Raw genomic sequence first — 11,602 nt, 5'->3', positions numbered from 1 at the left:
GCGCCGAGGACGTGGGCACGCGCCGGGGATCGGCGGCCACCCTCGGGTCCCGCGTGGGCACCTGAGCCCGCGGCGGCTCGCCTCCGGCCGGGGCGCCCGGCCCAGGGGCCTGGTCCGGCTGCCGCTCGACGGGCTCCGCCTCCGGGGCGCCCCAGGAGACCTTCTGGTCCCGCTCGCCGCCGAAGCCGGACTGCCGGGAGACGTCCGCCTGCCAGGCCGAGGCCGGTTCGGGCTCCGGCCGCGTCTCGGCGACCGGCTCCTCGTCCAGGAAGACGGGCCCTGTCTCCTCCACCGCCGGCACCGGAGCGGCCGGGGCCGCGGCGACGGGTGCCGGCGAGGGGTTGGGGGCCAGCACCGGCCCCGCCGGCATCGCCGAGACCGGCGGCGCGGGCAGGGACTCGCCGTCCTTGGGCGCGGGCCGGCTCGTCCCGGGCACCCAGGCGCCCCCGTTCCAGTACCGGATGTATCCGGGAATGGACGGGTCCGGGTAGTACCCGGCCTGCGGAACCTCTCCGCCGCCTCCAGGAGGAGTAGCCACTGCCCCGACTCCGTTCCGTCACAACGCTTGTCTCAGGGAGGACAGTAACGAAGAACGCCGCCCCAGGAACAAAGAGGCCGCCAGAAACCCGCCTTCGAGCGACATACCCACAAAACCCGCCACTCACCGTCACGCTCAGGCCGACGATCCCCCGAATTCGGCCGCGAAAAACTCCTCGGAGAAATTTCTCCGAACTCGCGTAATGGCCGGCGGGAAGCGCGCTCTCTCCCTGTGCGGGCCCGCCCCGGGCCCCGTACACGCGAAGGAGCAGGACCGTGCAGAACACCGAGAACACCGTGGTCGAGCGCGAGCTGGAGCTGAAGCTGGTGCTCTCCCCCGAGCGCAGCATCCCCGTCCCGGCGCGGCTCGCCTACCGCACCGACGACCCGTACGCCGTCCACATCACCTTCCACATCGGCTCCGAACATCCGGTCAACTGGACGTTCGCGCGCGAACTGCTCGTCGAGGGCGTCTTCCGGCCGTGCGGCCACGGGGACGTCCGCATCTGGCCGACCAAGGTCGACGGACGCAACGTGGTGCTGATGGCGCTCTCCTCCCCCGACGGCGACGCGCTGCTCGAAGCCCCCTCCGCGCAGGTGTCCGCCTGGCTGGAGCGGACCCTGCGCGCGGTTCCCCCGGGCACCGAGTCCGAGCAGCTCGGCATCGACGACGGGCTCGCCGAACTGCTGGCCACCACCGTGGTCACCGACGAGCTGTGGCTGCACGACCCTTGGCCCTCGGACGAGTCGCAGGACGGTGAGATGTGACCCCCTGCACGACCCCCTGCACGGCCTCCTGCACGGCCTCCCGTACGGCCTTCTGTACGGCCTCTCAGAAGAGCTTTCCGGGGTTCAGGATCCCCAGCGGGTCGAAGGTCCGCTTGATGCCCCGCTGCAGCTCCACACCGACCGGCCCCAACTCCCTCGCCAGCCACTCCTTCTTCAGTACGCCCACCCCGTGCTCGCCGGTGATCGTGCCGCCCAGCGCGAGCCCGAGCGCCATGATCTCGTCGAAAGACTCACGCGCCCGCCGCGACTCGTCCTCGTCGGCGTGGTCGAAGCAGACGACGGGGTGGGTGTTGCCGTCGCCCGCGTGCGCGCAGACGCCGATGGTCAGGTCGTACTTCTCCGCGATGGCGGACGTGCCCTCCAGCATCGCGGCGAGCTTCGTCCGCGGCACGCAGACGTCGTCGATCATCGTCGCGGACTTGATCGTCTCCAGGGCCGTCAGCGACAGCCGGCGCGCCTGGAGGAGGAGTTCGGACTCGGCGGCGTCCTCGGCGGGTACGACCTCGGTGGCCCCGGCCGCCGCGCACAGCTCTCCGACGGCGGCCAGATCGGCGCCGGGGTCCGGGGTGTCGAAGGCACACAGGAGCAGCGCCTCGGTGGTGCTCGGCAGCCCCATGTTCGCGAGCCTGTTGACCGCCTGGACGGTGGTGCGGTCCATCAGCTCCAGCAGCGACGGTGTGTGGCCGCGCTCCATGATCGCGCAGACGGCGTCGCAGGCGGCGGCCGCGGAGGGGAACTCGGCGGCGAGCGCGAGCTGTACGGGCGGCTGCGGCCTGAGCGCGAGCGTCGCGCCGACAACGATGCCGAGACTGCCTTCCGAGCCCACGAAGAGCCGGGTCAGGTCATATCCGGCGACCCCCTTGGCGGTGCGACGGCCGGTGGAGAGCAGCCGGCCGTCGGCGAGGACGACGTCCAGACCGAGGACGTACTCCGCCGTCACCCCGTACTTCACACAGCACAGACCCCCGGACGCGGTGCCGATGTTCCCGCCGATGGTGCACATCTCCCAGCTGGAGGGGTCCGGCGGGTAGTACAGGCCGTGCTCGTTCACGGCCCGGGAGAGGACGGCGTTGATCACACCGGGCTCGACGACGGCGATCCGGTCGACCGGGTTGATCTCCAGGATGCGGTCCATCTTCACCAGTGACAGCACGATGCAGCCCTCCGAGGCGTTCGCTCCGCCGGACAGGCCGGTGCGCGCGCCCTGGGGGACGACCGGGACGCGCAGCGCGGTCGCGGTGCGCATGACGTGCTGGACCTGCTCGACGGTGCGCGGGAGCACGACGGCCGCGGGGGTGGCGGCCGCGCAGAAGCTCGCCATGTCGTGGGCGTAGGAGGCGGTGACGTCCGGGTCGGTGATCAGGGCCTCGGCGGGCAGGCCCGCGCGCAGTGCCTCGTGGAGCCGCGTCAGAAGATCGTCCATGCGTCCAGCGTGGCACCCGGGGCCATCGGTGTGAACCCGCCCGGCGTTCGGCTTCGCCGAGCGGAGTGGGCGCTTCGTGTGCTCTTCGTACTGGCGCACAGTGAGCGCCATGAAGACGGAGAACGTGTCGAGGACGGTCCTCGCGGCCGGGGTGGGCGCGGTGCTCGCGGCGACGGCTCTGCTGTACGCCCCCGAGTTCGCCCCCGGCCTGTTCGACGACGGAGCGGCCCCCGTCCCCGGTCCCGCCGCGCGGGCGGTGATCGCGGCGAACGCGGGCGCTCAGGCGTCGCTGCCGGATCTGGCCGCGCTGATCGGCGACCGCGAGACCTGGCTGAAGTCCCACCCGGCCGACGAGGAGTCATGGGCCGTACTGGGGACGGCGTACGCCGAGCGGGGTGCGCGGCTCGGTGACGCCACGTACTACCCGAGGGCCGAGAAGGCCCTGCGGCGCTCGTTGGAGGTGCTACCGGCCGCGCGTGGGAACCTCGACGCGCAGCTGGGCCTCGGGGCGCTGGCCAACGCCCGCGGCGACTGGGCGTCGGCGCGGACCTGGGGCGAGGCGGTCCGCAAGAAGGATCCGAAGCGCTGGTCGGCGTACCCGGTGCTGATCGACGCGTACAACGGGCTCGGGGAGTACAAGTCGGCCCAGCAGGCGATGGCCTCGCTGGAGGAGCTGCACTCGGGCGGTGCGGTCAGGGCGAGGGCGGCGCAGACGTACCGCAACCGGGGCTGGCGCGAGGACGCGTGGGCGGCGGCGACGGACGCGGTGGCTCAGGCGGAGACGCCCGCGGAGAAGGCGGCGGCGCTCGCCCGGCTCGGGGACCTGGCGTGGGAGCGGGGCGAGCCGGAGGAGGCGGTGGCGCAGTACGGGACGGCGCTGGGTCTCGTACCGGACCACGGGCCGTCGTTGGCCGGGCGGGCGCGGTCGCTGGCGGCGCTCGGCCGTTCGGACGAGGCGCTCCGCGACTACCGGACGGCGCTGGCGCGGCTCCCCCTGCCGCAGTACGTCCTGGAGGCGGCCGAGCTGGAGGAGTCGCTGGGCCTGAACGGGGAGGCGCGGTCCCGGTACGAGCTGCTGCGGACTGAGACCTGGAAGAACGGACCGCACGGGGAGGTCGTCCTTGGGCTGTTCGAGGCGGACCACGGCGACGCGGACGCGGCGGTGCGGCGGCTGACGGCCGAGTGGGCGCGCGGCCACCGGTCGGTGGAGGTGGCGGACGCGCTGGGCTGGGCGCTCTTCCGGGCCGGGGAGCCGAAGGAGGCGCTGGAGTACGCGAAGAAGGCGACCGACGAGGGGCTGCGGAGCGCGCTGTTCTCGTACCACCGGGGCGAGATCGAGCGGGCCCTGGAGGAGTTCGGGCCGGCCCGGCGTCATCTGGCGGAGGCGTTGCGGATCAATCCGCGTTTCTCGCCGCTGCTGGCGCCGAAGGCGGAGGCGGCGGTGGCGGCCCTCGGGGATCCGCCGGACGAGCTGCCGAAGGAGCTGCGCCCGGAGCCGACGCAGAAGGGGAGTGGACAGGCCCCGGCGGCGAGCGACACCCCGGAGCCCCGGGAGACGCCGGAAGCACCGCGCGAGTAGGCGGGCGGAGGCCGGTGCGGGCAGGCGGAGGCCGGTGGAGGGGGGAAGCACGCCGAAGCCCCGGGGCGCTGCCCCGGGGCTTCGGTCGCGTCGGCTACAGGTTGCCGCGCTTGGCCTGCTCGCGCTCGATCGCCTCGAAGAGGGCCTTGAAGTTGCCCTTGCCGAAGCCCATGGAGCCGTGGCGCTCGATCATCTCGAAGAAGACGGTCGGGCGGTCCTGGACCGGCTTGGTGAAGATCTGCAGCAGGTAGCCGTCCTCGTCGCGGTCGACGAGGATCTTCAGCTCGCGCAGGGTCTCGACGGGCACCCGGGTCTCGCCCGCCCACTCGCCGAGGGTGTCGTAGTACGAGTCCGGGGTGTCCAGGAACTGCACACCCGCGGCCCGCATGGAGCGGACGGTGGCGACGATGTCGTTGGTGGCGAGGGCGATGTGCTGGACGCCGGCGCCGCCGTAGAACTCCAGGTACTCGTCGATCTGCGACTTCTTCTTCGCGATCGCCGGCTCGTTGATCGGGAACTTCACCTTCAGGGTGCCGTCCGCGACCACCTTCGACATCAGCGCCGAGTACTCGGTGGCGATGTCGTCGCCCACGAACTCCTTCATGTTCGTGAAGCCCATGACCTTGTTGTAGAAGGCCACCCACTCGTTCATCCTGCCGAGCTCGACGTTGCCCACGCAGTGGTCGATGGCCTGGAAGGTGCGCTTGGCCGGCGGCTCGACGATCGGGTCGGCGGCGACGTAGCCGGGCAGGTACGGGCCGTCGTAGCCGGAGCGCTCGACGAGGGTGTGGCGGGTCTTGCCGTACGTGGCGATGGCGGCGAGGACGACAACCCCGTGGTCGTCCTTGATCTCGTACGGCTCGGTGATGCCGGTGGCGCCGTGCTCGACGGCGTAGGCGTACGCGGCGCGCGCGTCGGGCACCTCGATCGCCAGGTCGACCACACCGTCGCCGTGCTCGGCGACGTGCTCGGCCAGGAACCGGCCGTGGTCGGTGGAGGCCTTGATGACGGAGGTGAACACGAAGCGGGCGGCGCCGTTCGTCAGGACGTAACTGGCGGTCTCGCGGCTGCCGTTCTCCGGTCCGGAGTAGGCGACGAGCTTCATGCCGAAGGCCGTGGAGTAGTAGTGCGCGGCCTGCTTGGCGTTGCCGACGGCGAAGACGACCGCGTCCATTCCCTTCACGGGGAAGGGGTCGGCCTGCCGCGCCGTGGAGGGGGTGTGCTGGATGGTCTCAGTCATGGGGGCAGAGTCCCGCCGATCGGCAAGCTGCGCAATAGTTCGCCGAGACACTGGGCAATATGCTCAGCGACCGGCCAGTACGGCCGTTCGACTTGTACACGATGACCATGGGGAGGCCGCTATGGCGATCGATCATCTGGACGGGCGCCTGATCGTGCTGCTGGCGAAGGAGCCGCGCATCGGGGTCCTGGAGGCCTCCCGGCGCCTCGGTGTCGCGCGGGGCACGGTCCAGGCCCGGCTCGACCGGCTCCAGTCGAACGGCGTCATCCGCGGCTTCGGCCCGCAGGTCGACCCGGCCGCGCTCGGCTATCCGGTGACCGCCTTCGCGACCCTGGAGATCAAGCAGGGCCAGGGGCAGGACGTCCGCGCCCATCTGGCCACCGTGCCCGAAGTCCTGGAGCTGCACACGACCACCGGCCACGGCGACATGCTCTGCCGGCTGGTGGCCCGCTCCAACGCCGATCTCCAGCGGGTGATCGACCGGGTCGTCGGCTTCGAGGGCATCGTCCGGGCCTCGACGGCGATCGTGATGGAGAACCCCGTCCCGCTGCGGATCATCCCGCTGGTGGAACAGGCGGCGGAGGACGGACCGCTGTAGCCCGCCGGTCCGCTGCCCGCCAGTCCGCTGCCCGTCGACCGGCGACCGTGGACCGGCGACCGGCGAACGCCACAGGCCGCGTCCCCCATGTTGCAAAGAAGAGCTTGCAAAGAAACCCTTGCAAGCTCTTCTTTGCATCTCTAGGCTCGAGGCATGCCCGACGCCGAGAAGCCCCTGAGCCGCACGCTCGATCCACGCTCCCTGCGCGGGCTCGCGCATCCGCTCCGGATCCAGCTGCTGCGCGCCCTGCGCCACCACGGTCCGGCCACCGCCTCCCAACTGGCCGAGCGGCTCGGCGAGTCCAGCGGCGCGACCAGCTACCACCTGCGCCAGCTCGCCGCGCACGGCTTCGTCGAGGACGACCCGACCCGGGGCAAGGGCCGGGAGCGGTGGTGGAAGGCGGCCCAGCAGGGCACGACCGTCGACGAGTCGCTGCACAGGAACGCCGACCCCGAGGTCCGGGGGGCCGTGGAGGTCTACCTGCACGAGATCGCGACCATCCACACCCAGGAGCTGAACACCTGGCTCGGCACCCGCCACGACTGGGACGAGGCCTGGGCCGGCTCCTCCGACATGAGCGACTTCTCGCTGCTCCTGCCGCCCGAGCGGCTGCGCGAACTCAGGACGCAGATCCACGAGCTGATCGACGCGTACCGCGACAGCGCCGACCCCGACGCCCCGGGCACCGCCCGCGTACGCATGCACCTCCACGCGTTCCCCCAGTACGAGATCTGACGGAAGGGATCACGAAGCCATGCACGCCGACGTCCACCTTCAGCTCCATCACCTCAACGCGGCCGAACTCCACCGGGCGGCCGCCGACTCCCCGCCCCGCTCCCCGGTCCACGCTTCCGCCCGTGCTTCGGCCCGTGCTTCGATCCGCGCTTCCGCCCGTGCTTCCGTCCGCGCTTCGATCCGCACCCAACTCGGCTGGACGCTCGTGGCGTTGGGCCTGCGGCTCGCCGTCCCGGCCACCGAACGACCGGTCACGCTCACCGCATGAGCACCTCGGGGGGACGTGCTCCACTGGCCACCGTCCTGGCCGCCAACGCCATTTCCGTCACCGGCAATTCGCTCACCCTCATCGGCGTCCCGTGGTTCGCCCTGGAGACCACGGGCAGCCCCGGCAAGGCGGGGCTCGTCGCCTTCTGCGCGGCCGTCCCCGTCGTCGTCTCCGCGATCGTCGGCGGCCCGGTCATCGACCGGATCGGCCGCCGCCGGATCAGCGTCGCCTCCGACCTCGTCTGCGGTCTCGCGCTGGCCGCGATCCCGCTCCTGCACCGAGTGGGCGCCCTGCAGTTCTGGATGCTGTGTGCGCTCATGGCCGTCACCGGCCTGTTCCACGCGCCCGGCGAGACCGCCCGCTACGTCCTCGTGCCCGATCTCGCCCGCCGCGCGGGAACGCCCCTCACCCGGGCAGCGAGCCTCTACGACGCCGTTTCGCGCGGCGCCCGGATGACGGGCGCGGCTCTCGCCGGCGTCCTCGTCGCCCTCATCGGCGCGGACACCGTCCTGCTCCTGGACGCCGGGACGTTCGCGCTCTCCGCCCTGCTCGTCCTGACCGGCCTGAAGGGCGTACCGTCCGCCGAACCGCAGCGCGACCCGCCGCCCTTCTCCCTCTCCGGGTACCGCGCCGAACTGCGCGAGGGGTACGCCTTCGTGCTCCGCTCCCGGCTGCTTCTCGGCGTCGTTCTGATGGTGATGGTCACCAACGGCCTGAACCAGGGCTGGAGTTCGGTCCTGCTTCCCGTCCACGCCCGCGAGGACCTCGGCGGCTCCGCAGCGCTCGGTCTGCTCGTCGCCGTCTTCGGCGGCAGCGCGCTGCTCGGCGCCCTGCTCTACGGGGCCGTCGGGCACCGCTTCCCGCGCCGGGCCGTCTTCACCGTCGGCTTCCTGCTGTGCGGCGCGCCGCCGTACGTGGTGGCGGCGTTCACCGACACCACGGTGCCCCTGCTCGCCACGATGGCGGCCGCCGGGCTGGGGGCCGGGGTGCTGAACCCGATCCTGACCACCGTGGCGTACGAACGCGTCCCCGACGAACTGCGCAGCCGGGTCTCGGGGGTGACCACGGCGGGGGTACTCCTGACCACGCCGCTGGGCGGCCTCGCCGCCGGCCAGCTGATCGAACGGGCCGGTCTCGTGACCGCGCTGCTCGCCCTGGGAGCCGTGTACTTCCTGGCCACGCTCTCGCCGATGGTGTTCCCGTCCTGGCGTGAGATGAACACCGCGGCCGACGCCTCGGCCGACCCACCCACGGACACGGCGACTGACACGGCGCCCGGGGCCACGGAGGCCACGGGGTCCACGGGGGCCACGGAGGCCATGGGGGCCACGGGGGCCACCGGGGCCACCGGGGCGGGGCTCAGCAGCTCGGGATCTTCGCTTCCTGGCCCTGCTCCAGCGCCCTCAGGGACGCCACCGCGTCGCTGAGCGCGGAGACCGGGATCAGCCGCATCCCCTTCGGCAGCTCGGCCTGTGCGTCGGAGCACTCCGCCTTCGGCACCAGGAAGACGCTCGCGCCGTCCCGACCGGCGGCCTGCGTCTTCAGGGAGACCCCGCCGACCGCGCCGACCGTCCCGTCGGGCTCGATCGTTCCCGTACCGGCGATGGTCCGGCCGCCCGTGAGGTCGCCGCCCGCCCCGTCGCCGTCGAGCTTGTCGACGATCCCGAGGGAGAAGAGGAACCCGGCGCTCGGCCCGCCGATGTCGGCGAGGTGGAGGGTGACCTTGACGTCCTTCGGGTCCAGGTCGAGATAGCCGAGGGCGGCCAGAGTGGCCGCGTCCTGCGACTCCTTCATCTGGCCGAGGTTGTGCTTCTCCACCTCCGCGTCGGACTTGCCCGGCGGATAGACGGAGTCGCGTGGCAGGACGGCCCGGTCGGCACGGAACCAGGCGTCGGCGACGGTGGCGAAGTCGTTGTCCACGCTCGGCCCGGTGGCCACGATGGTGGTCATCAGCAGCTTGCCCTCCGTCGGCCGGACGGGCGCGCCGCTGACCGTGATCACCGGGCGCCCCTCGTCCACGCCGAGCACATCGGCGGTCGAGCCGGGCTGGGCGATGGCGTACGGCAGCGGCGCCAGCCCGACGACGGCGAAGAGCGCGGCGACGGGCAGGGCGCAGAGCGCGAGGGCACGGGTGCGCGTGAGACGGGAGAGCACTCCCCCAATCTACTGGGACCCGCCGGTCGGCTCCCGGCCGGTCGATGACGGGGCCACGGGCGGGGCCACCGACCGGACATTCCGGGAGAAGAATGTACGGACCTGGCGGCGTACCGCCCGTACCGCCACCTCGGGGTCGATCGTGCCGACGAGCCTGGCCCGCTGGGCGGCGGTCATCAGCCCGGCGGCCTGCAGCTGCGGAACCAGGGCCGCGTAGTCGCTGAACACCCAGTGCGCCGCGTCGTCGAGCTGCCTGCGGCGGACGAGGCCCCCTGGACGGGCGGGCAACGTCGACCAGGAGCGGTCGAGCCGGGCGTTGCGGAAGCCGTCGGTGCCGAGCAGGAGCAGCGGGCGGTCCACGCCGTACCGGGCCACCGGGAAGAGCTCGCCCTCCACCTGGTCGAGATACCCCTCCAGGTTCACGGCGGCGGAGATCCGCCGGTCGTCGTAGAGCGTCTGGGCGGCGGTGGTGCCGCCGGCCGAGTGCCCGTAGATCCCGACCCGCCCCAGGTCCAGGGCGCGGCCGAGCTCCCCCGGCAGACGCGCGAGGCGGTCGAGCACGAAACGGACGTCCGCGAGCCGGGTGTCGATCGCGGTGCGGAACTGCTCGGCGCCGGGCTCCCCGCGGAAGACGGTGACGCGTACCTTGTCGCGGCCCGGGCGTGGGGCCGGGAAATCGACCTCGCTCGCGTCTCCCGGGTGGTCGACGGTGACCACTACCCAGCCGTGGCTCGCGAGCTCCTCGGCGAGGCAGGTGCCCATGGTGCGGGCGTCGCCGCCGCCAGGACTGTAGAGCAGCACCGGCCAGGGCCCGGGCGCGACGGGAGCGCCGACGTGGCTGTGCGTGAGCGTGGCCGCCCAGTCGACGCCCGCCGCGGGCAACCCGGGGCGGACCATGGGCGCGAGGAGGGTGAAGAGGCCGGCGGCGTCCTCGGTGAGCTGCGGGGCGCGCGGAAATCCGCGGACGGTGCGGGCCGGGTACAGGACGGTCACCACCACTTCCCGTACGCCGATCGCGGGCTCCCAGGGGTCGTTGCGCGCGGGGTCGACGAGGTGGAGGGCCGTGGCACCGATCTTGTACGGGCCGGTGGGAGCGGGCAGCCGGAGGGCGGGCCCGCCGGCAGCGGCCCGGGCCCCCGCCGGGGCGAGGGCCAGGGCGGCGGCGAGGGCGGCGGCCTTGGTGACGGTCCGTCGGTTCACGAGGGGAGATGTCATGCGGCACAGGCTGGCGCCGGGCGGGGCGTTCCGGCGAAGGTTGAGGCCCTGGCCGAAAGGCTTGCGCGAGGTGAGGAGCGAGGACTGCGGTGATCCGGATCCATTTCACGGCCGAGGACTTCGCCCGGGTCCGGTTCGCTCCCCGGCCGGCCCCGGTACAGGAGCTGAACGCGGTCTTCCTGACGTTGTTCGGCCGCCGGGACGAGCTGCTCTTCGGCCGCTGGCGGCAGCGGGTGCTGCGCGCGCTCCCGGACGCCGTGGAACCGCTGGGGGACCTCGTGCCGGCGGGTGAGGCCCCCGTCTTCCTCGACGTACTCGGCGAGACGCTCGACGAGGGCCTCGACCTGGTCGCGGCGGCGGGGCCGGAGGTGGTCCGCTCGGAGCTGGAGCGGTTGTACGCCGGGCGCCCCTCGCCGCGGTGGATCCGCGACCTCCACGGGGAGGAGGCCGGCTCCTGGCGGATCCTCCGCCGGGCGCAGCGGGCCGCCTTCGAGGCGGCGCTCGCCCCGGTGTGGCCGCTCGTGCAGGACCTGCACCGGGGCGAGTTCACCCGGCACGCCCTGGCCGTCGCCGAACACGGCCTCGGCGCGGCCCTGCCCGCCCTGGTGGCGGGCACCCGGCTGCGGGGCAGCGTCTGGGAGTGGGCGGCGCCTGGCGCCCGGGACGTCCGGCTCGGCGGCCGGGGGCTCGTCCTGCTGCCGACCTTCCACTGGACCGGCCTCCCGCGGATCCAGGACCGGCCGGACCGGCCGGTGGTCGTGACCTACGCGGCGGGGTCCGGCCTCCCGCCGTCGCCGGAGGGGGCGGCGGGCCCGGCGGAGGCGCTGACGGGCGTTCTCGGGACCACCCGCGTCGCCCTGCTGCGCCTCCTCTCGGAGGAGCACACGACGAGCGGCCTGGCCACGCGCCTGTGCGTCAGCAACGCCACCGCCTCGGCCCACACGTCGACGCTCCGCGCGGCAGGCCTGATCACAACAATCCGGTCGGGCCGCTCGGTCCTGCACCTCAGGACACCTCTGGGCACGCTGCTGCTGGGGCGCTGAGGGGGTGGGGGGCGGGGGCGG

12 protein-coding genes are annotated in these 11,602 nt (G+C 73.0%); 7 read left to right on the top strand and 5 right to left on the bottom strand.

All coding sequences use genetic code 11. The features are described 5' to 3' along the window. Positions 1 to 538 (bottom strand): DUF2510 domain-containing protein (locus J7E93_RS36030; RefSeq protein WP_215074255.1); only part of this gene is annotated, 538 nt, incomplete at its 3' end. A 275-nt stretch (positions 539 to 813) separates the two neighbouring features. Between J7E93_RS36030 and J7E93_RS36025 the strand changes: the two genes are divergently transcribed. Further along, positions 814 to 1,305 (top strand): SsgA family sporulation/cell division regulator, encoded by a 492-nt coding sequence (locus J7E93_RS36025; protein WP_215074254.1) that lies wholly within the window; start codon positions 814 to 816, stop codon positions 1,303 to 1,305. Positions 1,306 to 1,369: 64 nt separating this feature from the next. Here the strand turns inward: J7E93_RS36025 and J7E93_RS36020 are convergent, their stop codons facing one another. Continuing rightward, entirely contained in the window at positions 1,370 to 2,749 is a 1,380-nt protein-coding gene (locus tag J7E93_RS36020) for an FAD-binding oxidoreductase (RefSeq protein ID WP_215074253.1), read from the bottom strand. A gap of 109 nt (positions 2,750 to 2,858) precedes the next feature. Between J7E93_RS36020 and J7E93_RS36015 the strand changes: the two genes are divergently transcribed. Beyond that, a complete protein-coding gene (locus J7E93_RS36015) occupies positions 2,859 to 4,328 on the top strand; it encodes a lipopolysaccharide assembly protein LapB (RefSeq protein WP_251067568.1) in 1,470 nt (489 codons plus the stop codon). Between the two features lie 94 nt (positions 4,329 to 4,422). Here J7E93_RS36015 and hppD read toward each other — a convergent pair whose 3' ends face one another. Beyond that, positions 4,423 to 5,568, bottom strand: coding sequence for a 4-hydroxyphenylpyruvate dioxygenase (hppD, locus tag J7E93_RS36010; protein WP_215074251.1), 1,146 nt, complete (start codon positions 5,566 to 5,568; stop codon positions 4,423 to 4,425). Positions 5,569 to 5,689: 121 nt separating this feature from the next. On the opposite strand from hppD, the gene J7E93_RS36005 reads away from it, so the two are divergent. The 4 genes from J7E93_RS36005 to J7E93_RS35990 all read left to right on the top strand — a co-directional run bounded on the left by J7E93_RS36005 (position 5,690) and on the right by J7E93_RS35990 (position 8,596). Continuing rightward, entirely contained in the window at positions 5,690 to 6,166 is a 477-nt protein-coding gene (locus tag J7E93_RS36005; protein ID WP_215074250.1) for an Lrp/AsnC family transcriptional regulator, read from the top strand. Between the two features lie 153 nt (positions 6,167 to 6,319). Beyond that, positions 6,320 to 6,901 (top strand): transcriptional regulator, encoded by a 582-nt coding sequence (locus J7E93_RS36000; protein WP_215074249.1) that lies wholly within the window; start codon positions 6,320 to 6,322, stop codon positions 6,899 to 6,901. A gap of 19 nt (positions 6,902 to 6,920) precedes the next feature. Beyond that, positions 6,921 to 7,169: a hypothetical protein gene (locus J7E93_RS35995; RefSeq protein ID WP_215074248.1), complete on the top strand. Its 249-nt coding sequence runs from the start codon at positions 6,921 to 6,923 to the stop codon at positions 7,167 to 7,169. Then, complete coding sequence (locus tag J7E93_RS35990) at positions 7,166 to 8,596, top strand: MFS transporter (protein ID WP_215074247.1); 1,431 nt, start codon at positions 7,166 to 7,168, stop codon at positions 8,594 to 8,596. The genes J7E93_RS35995 and J7E93_RS35990 overlap by 4 nt, the downstream gene beginning before the upstream one ends. On the opposite strand, the gene J7E93_RS35985 is transcribed toward J7E93_RS35990, so the two are convergent. Then, a complete protein-coding gene (locus J7E93_RS35985; protein ID WP_215074246.1) occupies positions 8,529 to 9,323 on the bottom strand; it encodes a S16 family serine protease in 795 nt (264 codons plus the stop codon). The genes J7E93_RS35990 and J7E93_RS35985 overlap by 68 nt on opposite strands. 9 nt (positions 9,324 to 9,332) lie before the next feature. Beyond that, the gene (locus J7E93_RS35980; protein WP_215074245.1) at positions 9,333 to 10,538 is read right to left on the bottom strand and encodes an alpha/beta fold hydrolase; all 1,206 of its coding nucleotides are present in this window, start codon (positions 10,536 to 10,538) and stop codon (positions 9,333 to 9,335) included. A gap of 89 nt (positions 10,539 to 10,627) precedes the next feature. On the opposite strand from J7E93_RS35980, the gene J7E93_RS35975 reads away from it, so the two are divergent. Next, on the top strand, positions 10,628 to 11,581 hold the full coding sequence (locus J7E93_RS35975) for a helix-turn-helix transcriptional regulator (protein WP_215074244.1): 954 nt from the start codon (positions 10,628 to 10,630) through the stop codon (positions 11,579 to 11,581). The last annotated feature ends 21 nt before the right edge of the window (positions 11,582 to 11,602 follow it).

This window comes from Streptomyces sp. ISL-36 (assembly GCF_018614205.1).
Lineage (GTDB): Bacteria > Actinomycetota > Actinomycetes > Streptomycetales > Streptomycetaceae > Streptomyces.
The sequence above is the reverse complement of the archived record's forward strand: the minus strand, read 5'-3'. Positions and strand labels throughout refer to the sequence as shown.

Coding starts and splice junctions, on each gene's coding strand:
- J7E93_RS35990 (WP_215074247.1), top strand. CDS start 7,166: ATGAGCACCTCGGGGGGACGTGCTCCACTGGCCACCGTCCTGGCCGCC.
- J7E93_RS36015 (WP_251067568.1), top strand. CDS start 2,859: ATGAAGACGGAGAACGTGTCGAGGACGGTCCTCGCGGCCGGGGTGGGC.
- hppD (WP_215074251.1), bottom strand. CDS start 5,568: ATGACTGAGACCATCCAGCACACCCCCTCCACGGCGCGGCAGGCCGAC.
- J7E93_RS35995 (WP_215074248.1), top strand. CDS start 6,921: ATGCACGCCGACGTCCACCTTCAGCTCCATCACCTCAACGCGGCCGAA.
- J7E93_RS36020 (WP_215074253.1), bottom strand. CDS start 2,749: ATGGACGATCTTCTGACGCGGCTCCACGAGGCACTGCGCGCGGGCCTG.
- J7E93_RS36000 (WP_215074249.1), top strand. CDS start 6,320: ATGCCCGACGCCGAGAAGCCCCTGAGCCGCACGCTCGATCCACGCTCC.
- J7E93_RS36005 (WP_215074250.1), top strand. CDS start 5,690: ATGGCGATCGATCATCTGGACGGGCGCCTGATCGTGCTGCTGGCGAAG.
- J7E93_RS35980 (WP_215074245.1), bottom strand. CDS start 10,538: ATGACATCTCCCCTCGTGAACCGACGGACCGTCACCAAGGCCGCCGCC.